Raw genomic sequence first — 23,060 nt, 5'->3', positions numbered from 1 at the left:
GACCGGCCCCGCGATCAATCAGACATTTCGCCTGATTGATGCTCCGCAGCTCAAGATCGCTTTGGCCGAATCGCCGGGAACGCTCGCGCTGATCACTTCGACGTGGTTCTTCGACGAAGTCGTCCGCAGCAGCACGGTGGTGGACGCCTCGACGTTCCGGCCCGTGCAGGTGGCCGTGAAGGAGACCGTGACCGTCGGCTGGATCAGCCTGCCGGACCACCCGTACCCGCCGGCCGCCGAAGAGCCCGTCCCGGCGGAAGCGGAGCCGCGGCGGGCGGAAGCGGCGCACCTCCCGGCTCCGGTGAGCGGCCGCTCCACGCTCCCGCGCGACCTCCCGGCCTTCACCGGCCGTGACCGGGAGCTGGCCGAGCTCACCGCGACCGTGTCCACCGCCGCGGGGCAGGGCACCCTGGGGATGGCCGTCCACGTCGTGGACGGCATGCCGGGCATCGGGAAGACGACGTTCGCGGTCCGCGCCGCCTACCAGCTCGCCGGCTACTTCCCCGACGGCCAGGTCTTCCTCGAACTGCACGGCCACAGCCCCGGGCAGGCACCCGTGGACCCCGGGGACGCCCTGGCCTCGCTGCTGCTCCTCTGGGGCGTCCCGGCGATCGACATCCCCGCCGGCCTGGACGATCGTGCCCGCTTGTGGCGCGAGAAGCTGGCCGGGCGGAAGATCCTGTTGCTGCTCGACGACGCCGTCGGCGACGAGCAGGTCCGGCCGCTGCTGCCCGGCAGCCCGGGAAGTCTCGTGCTGATCACCAGCCGGCGCCGGATGGAGTCCGTCGCCGACGCGAGCCCGGTTTCGCTGCAGACCCTCCCGCCCCAGGACGCCGCCGCGATGTTCGAGCGCTACACCGGTGCGCACCGGCACGATCCCCGGGCCGTGGCCGAGCTGATGGCGATGTGCGGGTACCTGCCATTGGCCATCACGCTCACGGCCGGGCGGCTGCGCAACCACCCCTGCTGGACGCCCGAGAACCTGGCCGACGACCTCAGGTGCTCCCGCAACCGGATCACGGTGCTGCGCGCGGGCAACCGCACCGTCGCCGCGGCGTTCGACCTCTCCTACCGCGACCTGAGCCCGGACGAGAAACGGCTCTTCCGCCGCCTCGGCCTGCACCCCGGCACCCGGATCGAGGCGCTCGCGGCCGCGGCGCTCGACGGCGAAGACCCGGAACCGACCGGCGAACGCCTCGATGCGTTGTACCTCAACCACCTGCTGGAAGAAGTGGCTCCCGGTCGCTACCGCCTGCACGACCTGACCCGGGCCTACAGCCTGACCCTGCGCACCGAAGACGGCGACGACAAGGCCCTGCACCGCCTGCTCGACTACTACCTCCACGCCGTCCGGTCGGCGACCCGGTTCGTCGCCACCCGCGGCCCGCGGCCGGAGATCGCCGCCGAGCCGCCGGCGGGGACGCACGAATTCGGGTCGGAAGCCGAGGCGATCGCGTGGTTGAGCGCCGAACGCGCCAACCTCGGTGCCTGCATCACCTACGCGGCGGTCCACGACCACCTGCACCGGGCCGCTGAACTCGCGGTCGCGCTCCACCCGTACCTCGAGCAGCACGGGTACTGGCACGACGCCCACCGGCTCGACCAGGCCGTGCTGGCCGCGGAACAAGCGGCGGGCAACCTCACCGACGAAGCGGCCACGCGCGCGGATCTGGGCCGGGTGCGGAGCCTGCTCGGCGACCACCCCGCGGCGGTCGAGGACCTGATGCGCGCGCGGGAGCTGTCCGCCCGATCCGGCGACCGGCTCGGCGAAGCCGCGGCGCTGACCGAAATCGGGTTCGCGCGGATGGAGCTTTCCGAGTACCCGGAAGCGATCGAGTACCTCACCCGCGCCCACGCGCTGTACGAACAGCTGGAGAACCCGTTCGGCATCGCGGGCGCACTCGGCAGCCTCGCGAGCGTGCAGTTCCGGCTCGGCCGGCACGACGCCGCCCGAGCCGACGGCGAGCGGGCCCTCGCGCTGTACGTCGAGCTCGGCAACAAGCTCGGCGAAGCCTTGAGCTTGCTCTGCATCGGCTGCACGTACGGCGTCCGCGGAGACTACGCGAGCGCGATCGGGATCTTCGGGCAAGTCCTTTCCCTGTCCCGGGAACTGGGCGACCGGTACACGGAGGCGCGGGCCCTCAACAACCTCGGCCGCATGCACTTCGAGCGCGGTGACTACGGTACGGCGGACAGTTGCTACAGCAGCGCGCAGCTCATCTACAGCAGGCTGGACAGCCGGACCCGGGAAGCGGTGGCCCTGAACAACCTCGGCCGGCTGCACCACGCGGGCGGCAACTTCCGGCTGGCGCTCATGTACCTGGAACGCGCCCGGGCGTTGTTCAGCGACGACCGGGCGTGGCAGGCCGAGAACCTCAACAACCTCGGCGGCCTCGCCCTGGCCTGGCCCGAAGCGGGCGACCCCGGCGAGTTCTACCGCCAGGCGCTCGACCGGTCGCGGGCCATCGGGATCCGCCTGCAGGAAGGACGAGCGCTCGAAGGTCTGGGCCGATGCTCGCTGAGAGCCGAGAACGTCGCGGACGGCGTCGCCCGGCTGTCGGAGGCGTTGACGGTGTTCGACGAACTGAAGGCGCCGGAGGCGAAGGCGGTGAGGACCGCTCTCGCGAACCTGGCCGATGCCTAGCTGTGGTGTCCGGGGAGCCACCCTGACCCCACGCACCCGACCGCGACTGGCCCGCCTGGTCATCAAGCAGGGCTGGACCTGAACAGCGGCAGCGAAGATGTTCATGGTCACCGCCAAAACCACCCGCGAAGGGGCCGACCGCCACCGCACCGAAGGCGTGACCGGGATGACCGGCCGCAGCAGCCGCTCCGATGGTGCGCCGGACAGTGCAGTTGCGCCGGCGCAACCGGCTGGGCCCGGTCGAGATCGCCGGCCGGGTCGCCATCCCTGCCTCGACCGGGTCACCGGCGAGCCTCCGCGCCGCTACGAACACGACCACCCCGGCTCGCTGATCCACGTCGACGTCACCAAGTTCGGCACCATCCCCGACGGCGGCGGCCGGCGCTACGTCGGCGAACATCGCTGCACTTCCACCATCGCCACCGACCCCACTCACCCACCGGAGGCAAGCCACCCATCACCCGGCTGACCGACCTCCCCGACACCACACCTGGCTCACGGGGTCAGAGTGCCGGCTTCCCCGGCTGGTAGAGCCAGGTGCGGAAGAACGAGCCGAGGTCGCGGCCGGTCAGCCGCTCGACGAACCGGATGAAGTCGCGCGTCGAGACGTTGCCGTACCGGTTGACCGTCGGCCACTGCGTGAGCACCTGGAAGAAGGCGCGGTCGCCGATCTTCAGGCGCAGTGCCTGCAGGGTCATCGCGCCGCGGTTGTAGACCAGGTCGTCGAAGATGTGGTCACGGCCGGGATCGGCGACCTTGCCGCTCCAGTCCTTCTCTTCGGCGTAGGTCTTCGCGAAGCTCTGGTGCACGGGGACGCCGGTGAACTTCTCCTGGTAGAGCCACTCCGAGTAGGTCGCGAAGCCTTCGTTGAGCCAGATGTCCGACCAGTGCACCGGGGTGAGGCTGTCGCCGAACCACTGGTGGCCGAGTTCGTGGGCGAGCAGATCGCCGTCGACGTCGCTGGTGTCCTGGTCGTAGACCGGCCGGCTCTGCGTCTCGAGGGCGTAGCCGACACCGACGTCGGCGAGGATGCCGCCGGTCGAGTCGAACGGGTACGGCCCGTACACCGAGGACTCCCACTGGACGACCTGCGCCGTGGTCTGGTTGAACACCTTGCCCTGACCGGGTTTCGTGTCGATCGACTGGCCGATCGCGGTGATGTTCGGCAGGCCACCGGCCGTCACGCCGCGGGTGACGTCGTAGCGGCCGATCGCGAGCATGCTCAGCTCGCTCGCCATCGGCCGGTTCATGCTCCAGCGGAAGGTGGTCCGGTGATCGCGCGTGGTGGTGGGCCCGGGGTCGCCGTTGGCCAGCACGGTCAGTCCGGCCGGGACGGTGATGGTCTGGGTGTAGGTCGCCTTGTCGTCGGTGGTGTCGTTCACCGGGTAGTAGGTCGCGGCGCCGATCGGCTGGTTGAGCGCGACGGCGCCGTCCTTGGTGGCGACCCAGCCGGAGACGCCGAGGGCGGGGTCGTCGATCTTCTGCGGGACGCCGGCGTAGCTCACCGAGACGACGAACGGGCTGCCCTTCCGCAGGCCGTACGGCGGGGTGATGACCAGCTCCTGGGCGCCGCTGCGGGTGTAGGCGGCGTTCAGGCCGTCGACCGTGAGCTTGCTGATCGTCAGCGGTCCCCGGAAGTCCAGGTCGAAGCGGGAGAGGTCCTGGGTGGCCGTGGCGAGGATCGTCGTGGTCGCGTCGATCGCCTGGGTGTCGGGCCGGTACGCCAGCCGGATGTCGTAGTGGCCGACGTCGTAGCCGCCGTTGCCCATGTCGGGGAAGTACGGATCCCCGGCCCCCGGCGCACCGGGGGAGTACCGCGGCGGGTGCGCGGGCGCCGCCTCCGCCTGGCCCGTCGCGACGAGCAAACCGGACAGTGCACAAGAGATGATCACCAAGTGGCTACGGGTGACGCCTCGCATGGATCCTCCTCGGCCATCATCGACGCTGAAGAGTAGGTCCGACCCGACACGAGTATCAACCCCGTTGCGGCGCCTCGAAGTCCGATTTGGCCGCTTCGTCAGTCCTCGACGAAGGTGACCGTGTCGCCGAGCGGTGCGCGGCCCGTCCGGCCGCGATCCGCCGACGGGTCCTCGAGCCCGATCGACAGGCCGCAGAAGAGGAGCAGTTCCGCCGGCGGGCGCACGATCCCGGCGACGGTCTCGTGGAACTTCGCCCACGCCATCTGCGGGCAGCTGTGCAGTCCTTCCGCGCGCAGCAGCAGCACGGTCTGCAGGTACATGCCCGCGTCGGACCACTGTGGCCGGCACAGGTCGCGGTCGAGGTAGCAGAACAGCGCCGCCGGGGCGCCGAAGCAGTCCCAGTTCGCGGAAGCGGCGCGCTGCCGCGCTTCGAGATCCTCCCGCGGGATGCCGAGGGCGCCGTACCGTTGCTCGCCGAAAGCCGACCGCCGCTCGCGGTACGGCGATTTCAGGGTGGCCGGGTACATCTCGTACTCCGGCTCGTCCCAGGGATCACCGGCGGCCAGCCGCTCGCTCGTGCGCTTCTTGAGTTCGGCCGGCGGCGCCCCCGTCACGACGTAGCTCCGCCAAGGCTGCAGGTTCGAGCCGGACGGGGCCCGGGCCGCGGCGGACAGCACCCGCCGCACCGTCGCCCGCGGCACGGGCCGGTCGGTGAACCCGCGCACCGCCCGCCGGCTTTCGACCGCCTCGTAGACGTCCAGCGTAGGCCTCCCACCCGGTTCGTTACTTCGGGAGGGGTGAACCGGGTCAGCAGATCCGCCAGCCGTTCGGGCTCGCCGGGTTCCAGCTCGGCGACCAGGCGCCGGGCCAGCGGCTCGGCCGCCACGTGCGCCGCGTCGAAGAGCTCCAGTCCCTCGGGAGTGGTCTCCACGGCCCGCGCCCGCCGGTCCCCGGGGACGGCCTTGCGCGCGGCCAGCCCCTTGCGTTCCAGATCATCGGCGACGCGCATGATCCCCGCCTTGCCGGACCCGGTCGCCGCCCCGAGGTCGCGCTGCAGGGTGGGCCGCGCTCGACCAGCACGATCAGCACGGCGAAGTGCCGCAGTTCGATCCCGAGCGGCCGCAGCGCCTCGGACATCACCGCGGCGGCGTGCCAGTGCGCGCGCCGCAGGAGAAGTCCCAGCGCGAACGGCGATTCGGCGTCATGGCCGGACGCTGCCAGCGGCGAATCACTCGATACGGTATCGATCGACACCAAACTGGTCCGGATCGTTACACAACTTCGGGCGGCGTGAGACGTCTGGTGGTTCGTGAGATCGATCCGTATCGCCGGGCTCGGCCTGGTTGCCCTCCTGCTGGCGGCGTGCAGTGGACAGACCGACGGGACCGCGCAACCGGTCGGCGCGGCCGGACCGGCCGGGACGGCGACGGCACCCGGGGTGCCGGCGTCGACGGTGGCCTTCGAGGGCGGGGACCAGCTGAGCCCCAAGGACCCGATCGTCGTCAGGGCGTCGGGTGGCACGCTGCAGGCGGTCACCGTCACGAACCCGCAGACCGGGAACGGCGTCAAGGGCGAACTTTCGCCGGATAAGACGACCTGGACCAGCAACGACCGCCTCCGCTACGGGGCCACCTACCAGGTGGTCGCCACCGCGGTGAACCAGGCGGGCGCGACGACCGAGCAGCGCGGCGAGGTCCACACCATCAAGCCGTCCGGGATCGCCACGCCGGCGCTCTTCCAGCCGGCGTCGAACGATGTCGGTGTCGGCCTGATCATCGGCCTGAAGTTCGACCACGACATCGCCGACAAGGCGACGGTGGAGAAGTCGTTCAAGGTGACGTCGTCGCCCGCGCAGGACGGCGGCTGGTACTGGGTGAGCAAGCGCGAAGTGCACTACCGGCCCAAGGACTACTGGAAGGCCGGCTCGACGGTGAAGCTCGAGACGACGACCTTCGGCACCCCGATCGGCGGCGGCGTGTACGGCGGCCAGGACGTCTCGGCCACGTACAAGGTGCACGACTCCTGGATCGCCAAGGCGGACGGCAAGACGCACCAGATCAACGCGTACCACAACGGACAGCTGGTGAAGACCGCCCCGACCAGCATGGGCAAGACCGCCGACACCCCGCCGCGGGGCCCGACGCCCACCTTCAACGGCACCCACACGGTGCTGGGGAAGGAGGAGCACAAGATCATGGACTCCTGCAGCTACGGCGTGTGCGAGGGCGACCCCGGTTACTACAGCGCCCCGGAGAACTGGAACGTCCGGATCTCCAACGACGGCGAATATCTCCACGAGAACCTGAAGACGGTCGGCGTCCAGGGCAGCGCCAACGTCTCCAACGGCTGCCTCAACATGAACACCGAGAACGCCAAGTGGTTCTTCGACAACTTCAACGTCGGCGACGTCGTGGAGGTCACCAACTCGGGTGGCCCGCAGCTGTCCATCAACAACGGCCACGGCGACTGGGCGATCAGCTGGAGCGCCTGGCAGGCAGGCAGCGCCCTACGCGGCTGAGTCCGGCCCGTGGCGCGGGTGCGAGACTGGGCGGCAATCGGCTTCCAGACCCCTGGTGCGCAAGAACATCGCCCGGGCCCGTCGGCGCAACCCGGACGCGACACCGGCGGAGGTCGTGCGCACCCTGGAGCGGATGTACGTCAGCGCGCCGGCGGGCACCGGGGCGGCGGTCGGGGCCACCGCGGCCGCGCCCGCCGTCGGCACCGGCGTGACACTGGCGCTGTCGGCGGGCGAGGCCTTCTCTTCGCTCGAGCTGAGCACGCTGTTCGTGCTCTCGGTCGCCATGGGGATCCTGCTCGGCCAGTCGGGTTCCTCGGCCATCGCCGGCAAGGCCGCCGAGCGCACCGGTCAGCACTGGGCCCGTCAGCTCGTCAGCAAGGTGCCCGCGACGACGCTGAAGCAGATCAACGGCGTCCTGGGCAAGAACTTCGTCACCGAGTACGGCACCAAGCAGGGCATCATCGTGCTCGGCCGGGTGGCCCCGTTCGGCATCGGCGCGGCGATCGGCGGTGGCGCCAACGCCACCGTCGCCGCGATGGCGGTCCGCGCCGCCCGGCGCGCGTTCGGCCCCGCGCCGGAAGCGTGGCCCGAGATCGAACTGGACTCCACGCCTCCGGACTCGGAGCTCTCGGATCGTTGAGCGCATACAGCTCAGAGCAAGTTCCGGCTACCGAACCAGTGGCCCAGCGCGGCTCGAAGGCCGTCCGGGTCGCCGGCCCAGCACACGTACCCGTCCGGCCGGATGAGCATCGGCTCGGCATCAGTGCCCTGCCCCACGCGGTCCACCCGATCGCGCCAACGGCCGGCGACCTCACCGAACCTGTCGGCCGGATCGATGAGGAGCCCCCGCCCGCACCGCAGCAGTTCGTGCGACCGCACCGGACCGAGGTGCTGATCCGGCGCGGGAAGACCGACCAGCGGCTGGTCGTCGCTGCCCGGCATCGGGTACCGGATGCCCATCCCGGACAACACGTCGTCGAGGTGGTACTGCACCTCCCGCAGCTCGGCCAGCGCCGCGAACAACCCCTTGGCCGCCGCCAGGTCCGGGTCGCCGGTGCCCTGCTGGTCCATCAGCAGGCTCTGCGCCTGGACGTTGCGCAGCACGGCGGCCCCGACCGGGTGGCGTTCGGCGTGGTAGGTGTCGAGCAGGTGCTCCGGCGCCCAGCCGCGCACGGCGGCGCCGAGCTTCCACCCGAGGTTCAGCGCGTCCTGGATCCCCGTGTTCATGCCCTGCGCCCCGATCGGGAGGTGGACGTGGGCGGCATCGCCCGCCAGGAACACCCGCCCGTGCCGGTACCGCGCGGCCTGCCGGGCCGCGTTGGTGATGCGGCGGGCGTAGCGCAGTTCGAGCAGTTCCACCCGCGAGCCGAACACGACGCGCAGCCCCTCGCGGATCTCCTCCTCGGTGACCGGGACGTCCCGGGGCAGCGACCGGCCCGGCCCGCCCAGCGCGAGCCGGCGCAGCGGCCTGCCCCGCGTGTCGGTGCCGAGCGGGAACACCGACACCCAGTGCCCGTCCTCGCTGCGGGCGTGCGTCATCGCCTGGCCGGCGCCACCCAACCGCACGTCGGCGGCGACGGAGGTCATCGTGCCCGGCCTGCCGGGGAACTCCGCGCCCAGCAGCGACCGCACGGTGCTGCGGCCGCCGTCGGCCGCGACCAGGTAACGGGAGCGGACGACCTCGCCGCTCGCGAAGGTCGCGGTGACCCCGTCCTCGTGCTGGGCGAGGCCGGTCAGTTCGTGGTCACGCCGGACGTGGATGTCGTGCGCGGCCAGGTGCCGTTCGAGGAATTCCTCGATCACCACCTGCGGGATGGACCGCCACGGCTGGGCGTGCCTGTCCCGGGTCAGCGGAAGCGTGATGCCGGCGAAGTGGGCGGTGCCGACCGGGTGGTTCCCGTCGGCCAGCAACGGTTCCAGCAGACCGCGCTGGTCGAACGCCTCCTGCGTGCGCGACTGCACGCCACCCGCCTTGGACAACGTGCTGCGCTGCGACAGCTTGTCGGCCAGCACGACCGGAACCCCCGCCACCCGCAGTTCGTTGGCCAGCGTCAAACCGGTCGGGCCCGCGCCGACGACGAGCACATCGGTGTCCATGAGTTCTCCCCTGGTTGTGTCGATCAGGACTGAAGCGACACTCCGCCCGCCGACGCGGGCCGCGCCAGAAACCCGCTTGATTGCGTCGGTATCCGACACTGATTAGCTTGGACGCGGTGGAATACGACGAGTTGGATCGCAGGCTCGTGCACGCCCTGCAGGTCGACGGCCGGGCGCCGTTCAGCAGGATCGCCGAGGTCCTGGGCGTGTCGGATCGCACCATCGCCCGCCGGTACGCCCGCCTGCGGTCGGCGGGCGCGGTGCGCGTGCTCGGCGGCGTCGACCCGGCCGCACTGGGCGCGGTGCTGTGGTTCCTGCGGGTGCGCTGCGCGCCGTCCGCGTCGGTCCCGGTCGCCGAGGCGCTGGCCCGGCGTCCCGACACGTCCTGGGTGAGCATCACCTCCGGCGGCACGGAGATCACCTGCACGGTCCGCACCGAAAGCGAGGCCGACAGCGAGGCGCTGCTGCTGGCCAAGCTGCCGCGCACCCCACGCGTGGAGGGAGTGACGGCGCACTCGGTGCTGCACGCGTTCTACGGCGGCCCGGACAGTCTGGTCGCCAAGCTCGGCTCGCTGGACGAGGAGACGATCGAGCGCCTGCGCCCGCCCCCGCTACCGCACCGCCCGGGCCCGGTACGGCTCGACGACGGAGATCGGAAACTCCTCGCCGCCCTGGCCACCGACGGCCGCACCGAGGCAGAGCGCCTGGCCGCGTTGACCGGCTGGTCCCCGACAACGGTCCGCCGCCGGATGACCGAGCTCCGCGAGCGCGGGGTGCTGTACCTGGACATCGACGTCGACGGAACGATGTTCGGCGTCGGCCCCCGAACGATGCTCTGGCTTTCGGTCGCCCCGGCTTTCCTGGAGGAGGCCGGCACGGCGCTGGCCGGGCATCCGGAGATCGCGTTCGCCGCCGCCACGACCGGGCCGACGAACCTGTACGCGAGCGTGGTGTGCGCGAACCAGCAGGCGCTGTACCGGTATTTGACGGGCCGGCTGGCCGGGCTGACGGCCATCACCCACATCGAGACGGCACCGGTGATCAAGACCGTGAAGCGGGCAGCGAACCGGCCGTAACGACTTGCACCTCGACGCGGGTACCGGAGGTAGGCGTCGGGTGAGGTGCGGGCGATCCGCACGGCCTGGATCACGAGGTCGTGCATCGCGTCGCTACCCGGTACGGGTGCGTCCTGCCCGTCGCACGTGAGGGTGGCAGCCCGTTCGAGCCGGGCCGGGTCCGGGGAACCCGCGCCTGGACGGGAGGTGTCGGGGTTCCCGCCTCAGCGCACTCAGCGGCGTTCGCGGCTACGGGTACCTTCGAACCATGGAGGAAGTGCCTCACCAGGACCTGATCGACGCGGGTGGCCTCGAGGCCGTGCTCCGCGCCGCGTGCCCTGACTGCGCGATCGACATGACGGATGCTCCCGGCGCTTTCGGCGGCTTCGCGGCCACGGTGAGCAGACGCGACCGCGCCGTGTCCGTCATGCCGCTCCGTCGGGAGCGTCTGTTCCGCGTGCGGCACAAGCTGCGGGGGAGCTTTCTGAGCCGGCTGTCCACCGCCGAGCTGGCGGAGGTCACCGGCTCCGCCGCGACCTGGCTCGGCGGTGCCACGGCGCGGGAGCTGGCCGCCGCGTGGCCGTTCGCCGACTTCGTGGCCGTCGCCGATGCGTACGAGAGCGGCGATCGGACCGAGTTCACGTGGCAGCTGTACCGCGCGTACCCGCAGTTCGGCCTGGGCGAATTCATCGAGGCGGCGATGCGGGAGCCGCGGCTGCGGCGGATGCACCCGTTCACGTCGTTGTTCCGGATGTCGTTCCGGCCGACCGCGGACGAATACCGGGTGCCCGGCCCGTGGGTGCGCTCCGTCGGCGACGGGCGGTTCACGGTCGTCGCGAATCGTCGGGAGGAGCCCGACATCGCGTACGGCGCCGTCGAAGCGGTCCGGGTGTGCCTGGCCGAGGTGGACCGCCTCGGCACGGCGGTCATTGCACCGCCCGGCTCTGGACGCGACGGGCGACGGCGAGCACGACCGGCGCCGTGAGCCAGCACAGGTACGCGCCGGTGCCGCCGATCAGGGACGAGACGGGAACGGACACCGCGAAGACGGCGGCCAGGCAGATGCTGCGCACGAGGCTCTGCGCGAATTCCGGCGGCGTGACGTCCGAGCGGTGCAAATGCTCGCGCCGGATCTCCCGGATGATGAGCGCGAACGTCGCGGACGCCAGGACCTGCACGAGCGCGTAGAAGCTGAACCGCGGCGGGAAGGCGCCGTCGGCGGTGAGCAGCCGGGTGGCGAACGGCATCAGGACCTGCATGAACAGCCAGGCCAGGGTGAGGCTGGTCAGGCGCCCGCTCAGCGAGCCGACGTAGCGGAAGATCTCGTGGTGCGCGTGCCAGTGGGCGGCGATCACCGTGAAGCTGAGCGCGAAGGCCAGGTACTCCTTGCCGTGGGCCAAAGCCGAGCTCAGCATGGCGTCGGTGGTGTCGCCGGTGGGGGCGGGGAGGTCCAGGGCGAGCAGGGTGAGCGCGATCGCGATCACCGCGTCGACGAACGTCGTGAGCCGATCGGCTGCGACCGCTCGCGCTTCGCCGGTTTCGTTGCTGTGCCGGGTTTTCACGGTAGCTCAGACCGCAACCGGCGCCAGGCGCCGCGAACGCACGGCGAGCACGATCATGACCGCCGGGATCAGCAGGTCGTTGACGAGCACGCCGCCGGTGTTGCCGGGAGCGTGGTCGCCGCCCGCGAACCATTGGTAGACGTGGCCGGCGAGGGCGCCCCACAGGAACATGCCGCCGCCGAGCCCGATGGTGATGCGCTCACGCGCTGACGCCGAAGCCGCGCGGAAGCCCATGACGGCCAGCCCGAGGTTGGCGAAGGCGATCTCGAACAGGAACGGCGTCCGGGGAAAGCCGATGGCGGTGGCCATCACGTCCGGGAAGGCGAGGAACGCCACCGTCATCCACAGACTGCCGATGCCGAAGGCGCCGATGGCCCACCAGCGCTGCCAGATCTCCAGCCGCTCCCGGGCCGAGGTGACGTGGCGGGCTCGCAGGTAGGCCCCGATGGCCGGGACCACGATCCAGACCAGGGGAAAAGCCGACTGGGCGAAGTAACCGAAGGTGTCCATGCCACGAGTCTTGCATGGTTAACATTAACCAGTCAACACTCTGCTAAGCTGACGGCGTGGACGAAGGACTCGCAGACTTGCTGCACCGCGTGGTCATGCTGCTGGGCGACGCGGCCCGCCGCCGCACCGACGGCGAGGACGGCTTGACGTACAGCCAGATCCGGCTGCTGGGCACGCTGGAGGACATCGAGCCGGCAACGCAACACCGCCTGGCCCAGGCGTTGTCGGTCTCGGACCCGGCGATCAGCCGCTCCCTGCGCACCCTGGAGGCGGACGGCCTGGTCCAGGTCGTGGTCGACCCCGCCCACGCCCGACGGCGTCTGGTCACGCTCACGGAAACCGGCCGGAAAGCGTTCCAGGTCAACGGGAAGCCCCTCTACGACGAGTTCCGCGCCGGGCTCATCGCCGCCGGATTCCCGTACGAGCGCTACCTCGAAGACACGCTGCGGCTGGCCGAGATCCTCGAATCCGACTGACCGCGGCCCCGGAACGCGGAAAACCCCTCCGGTCAGCCCGCGGGGGCTGAAACGAAGGGGTTTTGCGAGAGTGGAGCTAAAGGTGCATCGACGGCGACGCCAGCACAGTAAGAACCCGATGCGTGGCTAGGTCGTCACCGCGGCCGGCCACAGTTACGCCGCCCGGGGGCCAGGAGATCGTGGCCACGCCGTGCGTCTTGACCAGCACGGCCGCGTCAGCGCCGAACACGGACTGGTCGGAGCCGATCGGCCAGCGGGACGAAGGCGGGCTCGACGGCGTGGCCCTGGGGAGCGAGCGTCGGGGCGGACTCGTCTGGTCAACGACAATTCCGTATACCCTCGAGGTTGCTGATGAGTAATCTGGTTAACCGAGGCTTTCCAGTTGTCGTTGTACCCGGGCGGCGTCGACGTGACGTTCTTGCTGCTGGTATAGCTGCAGGGCCTCTAACCACGCTGAGCGTGCTAAACCGTGCTCGCCGAGCGCCGCCTGTGGGCGAGCGAGCCCGTCGAGGGTGTTGGCGATTTCGTAAATGTTGCCGTGGTCTCGAAGCAGATCAACGGCTTGGCGATACAGGTCAACGGCCTGGGCATCGTGGCCGCTGTGGTGCTCGATGTAGCCGAGGCTGTCCAGCGTGGCTGCCTCGCCGGCGGGGTTGCTGTGCTTCCGGTGCAGGTTGAGGGCAGCCTGGCAGTGCTCGCGAGCGGTGTCGTAGTCGCCCAGCCGGGCGGCGTGCCAGCCGACGCCGTTGAGCGCGTCGGCTTCCCACGCCTGCTCGCCTAGTACGCGACAGAGCTCGAGTGCGTGGCGGGCGTGCCTCAGGGCCTGCCGGTCGTCTCCTCGCTGCCCGTAGGCGCGCCCGAAATCGAAATGTGTGTGGGCCTGCAGGGTCGTGTCGTGGAGTTGTTCGGCCAGGCTGAGAGCCTGATTCAGGCACTCGATGGCGTGCTCGTGCCGCCCCAATAAGGCGTATATGAGGCCTAAGCGCCGGTGTCCGAAGACCTGGTTCGCAGGCTCGGGAAGGTGTTCTGCGGCGTCGACTGCCGTTCGCCACACGGCTTGGGCGTCGTGCAGAAGTCCTCGCCGGTCATGGAACGTGATCAGTGTCCAGGCCAGTTGCCACACGATGTCGTCCCACCGACGCATCGCGGCAGTGTCTTGAGCGGCGAGCAAGCAGGAGTGTTCGACGTCGAACCATGCGGTCGCCGCCGCGGCACCGGGGAGCGGACAAGGGCGCGCACCGGGTGCCAGCGGGGTCAGTTGCGGGGACTGATCGGGGCGGGGATTGAGGAGGTGGCGTGCGCGGAAGGCCGTGTGCAGGTAGAAGTCCACGACTCTGCGTAGTGCCGTCTCTCGTTCGACTTCGGTTAGGTCACTGGCGATCGTGCTGGCGTAGGCGCGGATAAGGTCATGCATGTGGTAACGGCCGTCGCTGGTCCGCTCGATCAGGGATGCATCCTCCAGCCGGCGCAGCATCTTGCGGACTTCCGCGTCGGGCAGGCCGGTCAGACTCGCGACAGCGGGCAGCGCGATGTCCGGGCCGGGAGCGATGCCCGACAACGCGAACACCTGGCGCTGCTCGGCAGTCAAACCGCGGAGGGACCAGGACAGCACGGTGGGCAGGTTGGCAGTCGGGTCGTCGTCGACCAACGCGTCTACGCCAAGCTCGCGCAATTCGGTGCTGTATTCGTTCAAGGGCGCGGTGGGATGGGTGTGGGCCTGCGCTGCGAGGACGCCCAACGCCAGCGGGAACCCGCCGCACAACGCGATCAGTTCATCCACCGCGCGGGGTTCGGCCGATACCCGCCGTTTGCCGAGTCGGCCGCTCAGCAGCGCGCGCGATTCGACATCCGAGAGAACATCCAAGTGCAGGTGTTGGGCACCGTTGGTGGCGATCAGGCTGGGTAGGCGGTGGCGGCTGGTCACCAATACGGTGCAGGTGCTGCCGCCGGGTAGCAGCGGGCCAACTTGGTCATTGGTGGCGGCATTGTCGAGCACGATCAACATCTGCCTGTCGGCGACCAGGCTTCGGTATAAGGCGCCCTGGGCGTGCGGGTCCGCTGGAATACGGTCGGAGCTGAAGCCGAGAGCGTCGAGGAACCCGCGTACCGCGACAGCGGGGTCCATCGGGTCGCTCTCCGGACTGAAGCCACGCAGGTCCACGAACAGCTGCCCGTCCGGGAAGCGGTCGGCATGGCGGTGTGCCCACGTCAAAGCCAGCCACGTTTTACCGATCCCGCCCGATCCGCCGACCGCGGAGATTGCGACCGTCGCGGCATTTCCGACGGTGTCCAGAGCCTTGGACAGGGCGGCCAGCTCAGGAGCACGCCCGGTGAAGTGCGGCGGCGCTGGCGGGAGCTGCCGTGGCACAGGCCGGTCTGCGGCAGTCGAGGGGTACGTGAGCACGAGGGTGGTATCGGCGGTGAGGATCCGTTGGTGTAACTGCTGCAGAGACGAACTGGGGTCGGTGCCCAGTTCCTCGGCCAGTCGTTCCCGCACGGCCTGGTAGTGCTCCAGGGCGTCAGCTTGGCGTCCGTTGCGATACAGAGCAGTCATGACCTGGCTCGCCAGCCGTTCATCCAGCGGGTGGTGGGCCGCGCGGTCGATCAGGTCAGGTAGCAGCTCGCTGTGTCGGCCGTGACGCAACGCGACATCGGCGTGGTCGAGTTCGGCGGCCAGCCGGAGTTGATCGAGCGTGGCCCGCAGTTCGATCGCCCAGGGTGTGTCCAACTCCGGCACAGCCTCGCCCTTCCACAACGCCAGAGCGTGCTCGAACAACACCGCGGCCTGCTCATCGTCCTGGGCGCTTCTGGCCCGGGCGAGCAGGTCGTGGAATCGGTGCAGATCCACGGTCCGGTCGTCAAGGACGAGCCGGTAGCCGGCACGGCGCTCCAGCCGGACACCATCGAACGCTGCCAGCGCCGTGCGCAGGCGGCTCAGGTAGCTGTAGAGGGTCGCCCGACCCCGGCGTGGCTGGTGCGCACCCCAAACGCGGTCCAGTAACCGTTCAACAGTGACGGGTCTGTTGGCTTCGGCCAACAACACACCCAGGACACCACGCTGCCGAGAGTGCCCGAGGTCGACCAGTTCGTCTCCCTGCAGTGCCTCGACGCCGCCCAGCAACCGGAACTCCGCCATGCTCACATCCTGACCCCGCATCCTGTGATGATTCCGGGATACCAGAGTGGCTTGCGAGTTCAAGGTTTTCGCAAGGTTTTCCCTCGAACGGGCCCGCACCATGGCTATTGCGCTGATCCGCGAGCAACGGGGCCCAACCTCCCCCGCCGATGTCACTCAGACGACGCAGGGCCAAAGATTCGCGACCAAAACTACAACAAAAAAGGGGGAAACTTCCCACTCGCAACATGCCGGAATGGCAATTGCGACAATGATCTGCACCGAATTCGCAGAATGCAGGTGCAACTGGTGACGACCACTCGGCGCGGCGAAGTACGCCTTACTCGCGTCGAAATCACGCGCGCAATCGCCCGCATTGTGCGGGCTTTTCGGAAACTAAGGGGAAGAGAAGAATGAACGTTTTGTGCAGGATGGGTTTGGTCGCAATCACGGTCGCCGCCATCGGTGGCGGGACGAGCCTGCCGGCGTTGGCGGATTCCACGTCCCCGCCGACCGGAGGCGTGACCATCATGTCGGGGTCCTCGACCCAAAGCCGCGGCGGCCTCACATGCCACAACCAGTGGTTCAACACGTTGGGCAAGACCAACTGTGTCGGCCACGGCCGCCAGAAGTGGCGCCTGAAGCTCACCTGCCAACTCCAGGGCGACATCTACGGCAACTGGCAGTACGGGCCGGGAAGTGACCAGAACGAGTGCACGTTCCGCGTCACGGGCGCCAGCATCAACTGGGGCTGACGCAACGAGCAGGAGTCGTTGATTGGCAGGGCGGTGCTCCGTGATGAAGACCACGGGGCACTACCTGTCGTACCACGAAGTATGGCCAGGATTCCTACCCTGAAGCCAGGGACAGGTGATGAGCACTATTCCCATCGGTCAACAAACGGAACTCACCTTAACAATTATCCGGCCGATTTGCCGATAACATGGGATCGGATCGAGATTCGGGATTCCGAACCCTCCCTGCATATTTACTGGACCAGCCTGGCTGGACTCGACGGTCATGACCCTGGAGTGGGCGTGGCGCCGCAGTGGTGTGCCGCCGATCGCGGTTCCCGCACCCCGCCCGAGCTGACCGGGTAATTCGATTGCGCCGCGTCGATTACCGGGTACGGTGGTCGACGCCGGTCGAGCAGCAGGTAATGCCGGGTAAGGAAGAGAGCTGCCTAGCTTGAGTTTTAACCTGTTCGGCGTGGTCGTGGGTTGCTCGACTTGGTGTTCTTGCCGCGTCTGGGTTTTCGGGTGTTCGAGCTGGTGACGGTGTGGACGTCGTGGCGTGACGCGGGCCGGTGGTTGGGCGTTCCGGAGGGACGTCCGGGACCGGGTCGTGAAGGTTTCGGGACACTGGCCGGACAGCCAAGTTGTGGACGCAGGTTCCGAAACCCCCGGCGGACCCTGGCCGGGGTGAGCCGACCGGATGATCGGGGTTTCTCCCAGGGCCGGCGCAGATCCGCTGTGAGATCACGGGCGAGGCGCAGCTGGGTGTAAGCGGTCATCAGCAACCAGGTCCAGCGGTCGGCCGCCTCGGGCCCACGGAGTTTCGGGGTGGTCCAGCCGAGGGTTTGCTTGAGCATGCGGAAGGTGTGCTCGATGTCGAACCGGCGCAGGAACGCCTGCCAGGCCAGATCGACCTCGGCCTGACCGAGGCCGGTGCGGGAGTGCCAAAGCCACACCGGTTTCGGGATCGCGCCGGAAGGCAGGCGCTCGACCTGCAGCCGGATCACGGTGCCTTCGATGATCGGCAGAGGGCCGCCGTGGCCGGCCCAGGCGATGCGGTGGGTCAACCGCGGGTGCAGCCGGTCCCAGGCCCGGATCAACGCAGGACCGTAGAGCCGGGTCGTGGTGTCGGTGACGACATCAGGCTCACCCCAGGTCGCTGGATCGCCGAAGGCGAACTCGGCGCCGTGGCGCCGGGGTCTGCCCAGGGTGGCCGGTGGCTGCGGGCCGACCGGGCGATGCAGGACCCGGTCGGTGCGCATTCTCACCAGCACGGTGATCGGGAGATCGGCCAGCACGTGCGCCAGGCGGGGGCCGTCGTAGCCGGCGTCGGCGACCAGCAGAATCTGCGGGTCTCCTGGTTGCCAGTGCCCGGCCGCGACCAGCCGGTCCACGACATCACGGATCTGCCGGGCGGTCACGTTCGCGGCGTTGTCGCCGGGGGTGAGCCGGACCGCATCCAGCGGCGCGGTCCACGAACCGCGCCCGGACTCGAGCGCGACGATCACAGAGTAGGGCCAGCCTGGGACCATCATGTGCTGGTCTTTGCCGCGTCCGTAGGTGTGACACAGGATCCGCTGCGGGCAGGTGTGGGCTTCCGGACGCAGCCAGCAGGTCACATCCACCGCCAGCACCAGCCGCCCGTCCGCGGCACGCGGCAGGGAGACCTCGCTCAGCGCGGTGCGTAGCCGATCGATGTCGACACGTCCGCGCGCCAGCGCCGCATAGCCACTGCCGTGGCCACGACGGTGCTCGCCGGCCAGGGACAGCTCCGCGATCGACCGGACCGGCCCGTCCGAGCACAATACGGCCTCGGTCAGCTCGAACAACGCGTCCGCCCGCCGGGTCAGACATCGGTAGAACTCCTGCCGGAGCACGGACAACTCCCCGGCCGCACTGCCGTCACCGGCGGAGACCCCGCTGATCAACTGAAGCCCCTGGTTCGATCTTCCTTCTGTCGCAAGAAGGAATGATCGACCAGGGGCTTCACTCATGATCAGCGGGGTCTCCGCCGGCCACTCAGACGTTAAAACTCAAGCTAGGGCCTGTCCTCAAAGCGGTGGGTGTGGGGCTGACCCGTTGTGACGGACAGGGTCGTTAAGGTGGTCAGGCTACCCAGTGGGTGGCTTCGTAGGTGTTGGGGCTGAGGTAGCCGAGACTGGAGTGCAGCCGGCGGGTGTTGTACCAGCCTTCGATGTAGCCGAAGATCGCCTTGCGCGCGGCAATCCGGGCGGGCCAGCCGCGTCGGTCGATCAATTCTTTCTTGATGGTAGCGAAAAACGATTCGGCGACGGCATTGTCCCAGCACTGTCCTTTACGTCCCACCGATAAACGCACGCCGAGGTCCTCGGCGAGAGCACCGAATTGGGTGGAGGTGTACTGGCAGCCACGATCGGAGTGGAAGATCACTCCGGATTCCGGCCGCCGCTGGGCGACGGCGTTACTGAGCGCCTCGGCGACGAGGTCGGTGCGCAGGTGATCAACGGTGGCCCAGCCAACGACGCGGCGGGAGTCGAGGTCGATCACGGTGGCCAGATACAGCCAGCCCTCCCAGGTGTGGATGTAGGTGATGTCGCCGCACCAACGCGTGTTGACATCGCTTGCTCTGCACGAGAAATCTCGTTTGATCAGGTCGGCCGGAGTGCTCGCGGCCGGGGCGGGGACGGTGGTGGTGCGCCACCGCTTCGGAGCTCGCCCAGCGCGGCCGGCGGCGCGCAGGAGCCGGGCGACACGCTTGCGGGAATGCCGCTGACCGCGGTGGCGAAGTTCGGCGTGCAGCCGAGGTGTTCCGTAAGTGCCGTTCGATTCGTCGTGGATCGCGACGATTTCCTCGGTCAGTTCGATGTCCTGGCGTGCGCGGTGGGATGGTTCGGCGGAGCGGTGGGCGTAGTAGGCGGCTCGGGAGACCTTCAACAGGGTGCACGCACGCTTGACGTTGCCACTGTCGGCAGCGTTCTCCGCCTCGATGAACGGGTACACGTTCACCGGATCTCCTTCGCGAAGAAAGCTCTCGCTCGTTTGAGGATTTCCACGTCCTCGGACAGTCGGCGGTTCTCCCTCCGCAACCTGGCCAGTTCGTCCCGTTCGTCGCTGGTCAGTCCGTCGGTGCGGGTTCCGGCGTCCCGCTCGGCCTGGGCGCCCCACTGCCGCACGGCGGTCTCGGTCAGGTCGAAGTCTTTCGCGACCTGCCCCACCGAACGGTCGCCGCGCTGGCACAGCTCGACGATCTCGGCCTTGAACTCCCGCGTGAACGAACGACGAGGTCGAGGCTTCGCCTTGCCCATGGTCTCCATGATGAGGGACATCCCTTCCGGGGGCTCACGCCCCCTGATCTCAGATGTCCGTCAAAACGGGTCACGCCCAACGGTCGCCATGCAGGGCGGCCAGCGCTTTGACTGCCTCGTCTCCGTAAGGAGCAGCGGCCGGGTGATCCTCGCTCACCGGACGTCCGCATGTATCCCCGCCCGCGGATCCGTGACCGGGATGGGGACGGTAACCGACCAGCGGTCACCGTCCGGGGAATGGCTCGTCACCCGTCCGCCGTAGCCGGACTCAGACAAGACCTGGGCGACCTCGGTGATCGTTGCGCCGCGATCGCTGGCTTTCAGCCGGTCGCTGCGCAGACGGACGAGACCGAGCAGCAGCCGCAGAATGCTCCGCGGCCGCGGAATCCGGACGACGTCGATCTCCGAATCGAACATCTCGATGGGACCCGCCAAGGTGGGACCTCCCTCCAGCTCGTTGCCTGATACTCCGCCGAGCGGGCCTGCCACGATGAAACTCGGCAAGAAGACGGATGACGTCGTGTTCCCCAGCGAGGCGAGCGGCGTCCGGTGCGCGAGTGCGTGCCGAGCGACTGGCCTTGGCAACGGTGCGGCATTGCTGCCAGGTCAGATCGTCCCCAGCAAGACGCCACATCGCGCGCTCTGGCCGTCGAGCCGTTCGCCTCGCCGGCCCACCGGATCATGCCGACGATCGGCTCGCCCTGGTGGTCGAGCACGGGTTCGGGCACGGCCGTGCCGGGGATGAGCATGCCGACCGCGGGCAGCGCCGCGACTTCGGGCAGCAGCACCCAGCCGGCGAACTGGAGCTCGTCGGCGGCCGGGAGCCCAGATCGACCGTTGGCAAATACAAAGATGATCTTGGACGCAAGGAAACCGCAGGTAGAAGCCCTGCGATCGAAGACCGTTTCAAGATCATCGCGATTGAACCCGCGCGCTTTTAATCCGCAGGGTGCGGAGGCTGTCTCTGGTGTCTGCGCGGGAGAGACCGTGTCAAAGAGTGACGACACATTACTCAGTCAATGCCCCCGGATTGCTGACCTGGATCGGCTTGGCGGCGTGAGGTGGCGGCGGTGATCGACGTCGAACGAGTCCTGTATCCTGGGTGGTCATATTCGTCGTCCACCGTGTCTCGCTCGCAGGGCCACGGTGGTGGACATCCGCAGGTCGTGAGGCATGAGAGTCCGTGCGGATATTGTCCGAGCCTGGTCGGGGGCGAAAGCTTGCGAAGCAGGCTGACCGTCAACTCAAGCTCAGATCATTATTCATGTAGAATTTCTATGGCGTCACTATGGCGGTGATGAGCATTATGTTAACCTCAAACACCCGTGAGACAGGTGCTAGCACCAGTTGGCGGCTCACGAAAAATCAATAGAGAAACTGCCGTTGCCGACAATGCGAACAATACTGCACTAGTCGCGTAAAGTACTTGGTTTGTCGTCCGGTCGCCCTCTCGGAAGCCACTATCAGACAGTTGCGCTCGAGTTACGCCGGTTCCGAGGGCCAAGAGAGCTGAGAGGCCGAGAACTACGGCAGCAAGCAAGAGTGTCTGGTTACTAGGGTCCGCGAGGACATCCACGCCTGCTATGGCGAGTGCCACGAAGGCGAGGCCGCCCACCACGGTCAAGATCTGAAGCACATCGGCGAGACGACCTACGTGAGTCCATATAGATTCCGCGCTCATCGCGACTTACCTGAGATTGGAAATCGTGCCATCCGCGCACGAGTCGTCGCGAGTCGTAGTTCGGACCATTTTTCGTCTTGCGACACGGCGGGGAATATATCGCGCACGGTTCGGGAAAGGGCTACCATCACCGAGATGTCGCGGATGCGGGCGCGAGCCATGCGCATAAGGGTCAAGCTTAACATGGCGAGGCTTGCTATCGTAGTCGCCGCTATAAGGCTGGCGGCCATACGTGCAATATTTCCTGTGCCGACAGCCAGAATGCCGCCTGCTGCGGCGAACCCGCCGACAGTGTTGACTATCAGTGCCGCGCGTAGGGCACTCAGTCGCCATGTTGCCTGGTCTACGGCCAGGAGTATGGCTTCCGCGTGGACGAGGGCATGCTCCAACTCCGCACCCAGCTCGCCGCGATCAAGCTTGTCTATCACCACTGAGCTCCCAGAGTGTGTTGACGAAGTTGGTCAGGAGTGCTGCGACTACGTCTGGCTTGCCTGTCGAAGGCACGGTAGTGTCGCTCACGGGGTAGTCCTCCGGGAAAGACACCACTGGCACCAGGGCAATGCGCAACCGTCCGGGGGCTCCGAAACGCTGTTCACCCAAATTGTTTACGAGGGATCGCAATTCGCGAGCGAAGGGGCTGTCATCTTCCGGGCGCTCAGCTGGTAGGTAGTGTCGGCCGACCTGTTTGAGGGAATCCGTGTCCTGAAAGAGATCGACCTTCGAGACCGCAATGATTAGCCATAGAGGGTTTCGTTTTCCGCGCCAGCTTACCTTCAGGAGGCTGCTGGTCTCACGAAAGTCGTCTAATTCGCCCTTGAGGTTGTAATCGCGGGTACGTGTCAGGTCTGTGTCGCCGGTCCCTTGGCCGCCATTGGCCGCTGATGCGATCGCAACCTTCTCGGCGGTATAGTCCCAGATGGTGCTATATCCCCAGGAAGCGACATGTACCACGCCGTCCGGGGCCTTGCCCTCGAAAAAATAGCGACGTAGGGTGCTTGCACCTTGAGTCGAGTCCTTTTGGCCGGGAACGACAACTGACTGAATTTGCCTCTTTCCGCCTTTGGTTACTGCTACGAAGCGATCCCGCTCGGCGTCGGGACTTTCCTCCCAAGTGGGGTAGATGTCGATTCGTAGTCGTCCGCGGATCGCCTTCATCAACGTCGACTTCCCCGTGCCGCGCATGCCTGTGATCGCAACGGCCACATCCGGGTTAGTGAAGAAGTTCCAGCGTCGCCGAAACGTGACCTTTCGGTCGCGCGGGTTGCCCGACTGCAGGACAAGTGGCACTAGCGCGGCCCAACGGTCTCGCACGGGAGATCAGATGTCTTCGTGCACGCTCACCTCCGCCGCGTGGCAATCTTTGACAGAGTATGAGGTCGCCGCGCGTCGGCCTTGCGTTACAAGCAAGGCGAATTTTAACCAAGTTGGTACCGTCGACAGGCTCATCGCGGTCGTGCTCTGAATG

At 68.1% G+C, this 23,060-nt stretch carries 19 protein-coding genes and 1 pseudogene; 9 read left to right on the top strand and 11 right to left on the bottom strand.

What is annotated here, in order from left to right; all coding sequences use genetic code 11:
- Positions 1-61: 61 nt before the first annotated feature.
- Entirely contained in the window at positions 62-2,644 is a 2,583-nt protein-coding gene (locus tag MUY14_RS29345) for a tetratricopeptide repeat protein (protein ID WP_247013968.1), read from the top strand.
- Positions 2,637-3,038 (top strand): annotated as a pseudogene (locus MUY14_RS29340) (leucine zipper domain-containing protein); the annotation flags it as partial. The gene MUY14_RS29345 and the pseudogene MUY14_RS29340, both read left to right, overlap by 8 nt.
- Before the next feature lie 109 nt (positions 3,039-3,147).
- Here MUY14_RS29340 and MUY14_RS29335 read toward each other — a convergent pair.
- Positions 3,148-4,563, bottom strand: coding sequence for a M1 family metallopeptidase (locus tag MUY14_RS29335; RefSeq protein ID WP_247013966.1), 1,416 nt, complete (start codon positions 4,561-4,563; stop codon positions 3,148-3,150).
- Between the two features lie 98 nt (positions 4,564-4,661).
- Entirely contained in the window at positions 4,662-5,324 is a 663-nt protein-coding gene (locus tag MUY14_RS29330; protein WP_247025293.1) for a nitroreductase, read from the bottom strand.
- A 548-nt stretch (positions 5,325-5,872) separates the two neighbouring features.
- Between MUY14_RS29330 and MUY14_RS29325 the strand changes: the two genes are divergently transcribed.
- Complete coding sequence (locus MUY14_RS29325; RefSeq protein WP_247013964.1) at positions 5,873-7,081, top strand: Ig-like domain-containing protein; 1,209 nt, start codon at positions 5,873-5,875, stop codon at positions 7,079-7,081.
- A 55-nt stretch (positions 7,082-7,136) separates the two neighbouring features.
- Complete coding sequence (locus tag MUY14_RS29320; RefSeq protein ID WP_247013962.1) at positions 7,137-7,721, top strand: hypothetical protein; 585 nt, start codon at positions 7,137-7,139, stop codon at positions 7,719-7,721.
- A gap of 11 nt (positions 7,722-7,732) precedes the next feature.
- Here MUY14_RS29320 and MUY14_RS29315 read toward each other — a convergent pair whose 3' ends face one another.
- Positions 7,733-9,178 (bottom strand): FAD-dependent monooxygenase, encoded by a 1,446-nt coding sequence (locus MUY14_RS29315; RefSeq protein WP_247013960.1) that lies wholly within the window; start codon positions 9,176-9,178, stop codon positions 7,733-7,735.
- Between the two features lie 107 nt (positions 9,179-9,285).
- Between MUY14_RS29315 and MUY14_RS29310 the strand changes: the two genes are divergently transcribed.
- Positions 9,286-10,254, top strand: coding sequence for an Lrp/AsnC family transcriptional regulator (locus MUY14_RS29310; RefSeq protein WP_396126596.1), 969 nt, complete (start codon positions 9,286-9,288; stop codon positions 10,252-10,254).
- A 247-nt stretch (positions 10,255-10,501) separates the two neighbouring features.
- Positions 10,502-11,218, top strand: coding sequence for a DUF6193 family natural product biosynthesis protein (locus tag MUY14_RS29305; protein WP_247013958.1), 717 nt, complete (start codon positions 10,502-10,504; stop codon positions 11,216-11,218).
- On the opposite strand, the gene MUY14_RS29300 is transcribed toward MUY14_RS29305, so the two are convergent.
- Positions 11,160-11,795: a TMEM175 family protein gene (locus tag MUY14_RS29300; protein WP_247013956.1), complete on the bottom strand. Its 636-nt coding sequence runs from the start codon at positions 11,793-11,795 to the stop codon at positions 11,160-11,162. The genes MUY14_RS29305 and MUY14_RS29300 overlap by 59 nt on opposite strands.
- A gap of 6 nt (positions 11,796-11,801) precedes the next feature.
- Entirely contained in the window at positions 11,802-12,305 is a 504-nt protein-coding gene (locus MUY14_RS29295; protein ID WP_247013954.1) for a DUF6790 family protein, read from the bottom strand.
- Positions 12,306-12,361: 56 nt separating this feature from the next.
- On the opposite strand from MUY14_RS29295, the gene MUY14_RS29290 reads away from it, so the two are divergent.
- Complete coding sequence (locus MUY14_RS29290) at positions 12,362-12,781, top strand: MarR family winged helix-turn-helix transcriptional regulator (RefSeq protein WP_247013952.1); 420 nt, start codon at positions 12,362-12,364, stop codon at positions 12,779-12,781.
- A 364-nt stretch (positions 12,782-13,145) separates the two neighbouring features.
- Here MUY14_RS29290 and MUY14_RS29285 read toward each other — a convergent pair whose 3' ends face one another.
- Entirely contained in the window at positions 13,146-15,917 is a 2,772-nt protein-coding gene (locus tag MUY14_RS29285; protein ID WP_247013950.1) for an AfsR/SARP family transcriptional regulator, read from the bottom strand.
- 410 nt (positions 15,918-16,327) lie between these two features.
- Between MUY14_RS29285 and MUY14_RS29280 the strand changes: the two genes are divergently transcribed.
- A complete protein-coding gene (locus MUY14_RS29280) occupies positions 16,328-16,651 on the top strand; it encodes a hypothetical protein (protein WP_247013948.1) in 324 nt (107 codons plus the stop codon).
- Between the two features lie 440 nt (positions 16,652-17,091).
- On the opposite strand, the gene MUY14_RS29275 is transcribed toward MUY14_RS29280, so the two are convergent.
- The 4 genes from MUY14_RS29275 to MUY14_RS29260 all read right to left on the bottom strand — a co-directional run bounded on the left by MUY14_RS29275 (position 17,092) and on the right by MUY14_RS29260 (position 20,349).
- Positions 17,092-18,507 carry an NF041680 family putative transposase gene (locus tag MUY14_RS29275; protein ID WP_247013946.1) on the bottom strand — a complete coding sequence of 472 codons (1,416 nt, stop codon included), beginning with the start codon at positions 18,505-18,507 and terminating at the stop codon, positions 17,092-17,094.
- Between the two features lie 229 nt (positions 18,508-18,736).
- Positions 18,737-19,615 carry an IS3 family transposase gene (locus MUY14_RS29270; RefSeq protein WP_247013943.1) on the bottom strand — a complete coding sequence of 293 codons (879 nt, stop codon included), beginning with the start codon at positions 19,613-19,615 and terminating at the stop codon, positions 18,737-18,739.
- On the bottom strand, positions 19,612-19,914 hold the full coding sequence (locus tag MUY14_RS29265; RefSeq protein WP_247013941.1) for a transposase: 303 nt from the start codon (positions 19,912-19,914) through the stop codon (positions 19,612-19,614). Before MUY14_RS29265 ends, MUY14_RS29270 begins: the two co-directional genes overlap by 4 nt.
- 153 nt (positions 19,915-20,067) lie before the next feature.
- Entirely contained in the window at positions 20,068-20,349 is a 282-nt protein-coding gene (locus MUY14_RS29260) for a hypothetical protein (protein ID WP_247013939.1), read from the bottom strand.
- A 269-nt stretch (positions 20,350-20,618) separates the two neighbouring features.
- Here MUY14_RS29260 and MUY14_RS29255 point away from each other — a divergent pair, with 269 nt between their 5' ends.
- On the top strand, positions 20,619-20,855 hold the full coding sequence (locus MUY14_RS29255; RefSeq protein ID WP_247013937.1) for a hypothetical protein: 237 nt from the start codon (positions 20,619-20,621) through the stop codon (positions 20,853-20,855).
- 1,151 nt (positions 20,856-22,006) lie between these two features.
- On the opposite strand, the gene MUY14_RS29250 is transcribed toward MUY14_RS29255, so the two are convergent.
- A complete protein-coding gene (locus MUY14_RS29250) occupies positions 22,007-22,882 on the bottom strand; it encodes an ABC transporter ATP-binding protein (protein WP_247013935.1) in 876 nt (291 codons plus the stop codon).
- Positions 22,883-23,060 lie beyond the last annotated feature (178 nt).

This window comes from Amycolatopsis sp. FBCC-B4732 (assembly GCF_023008405.1).
GTDB classification, from domain to species: domain Bacteria; phylum Actinomycetota; class Actinomycetes; order Mycobacteriales; family Pseudonocardiaceae; genus Amycolatopsis; species Amycolatopsis pretoriensis_A.
This window is presented reverse-complemented; position numbering and strand designations above follow the sequence as displayed.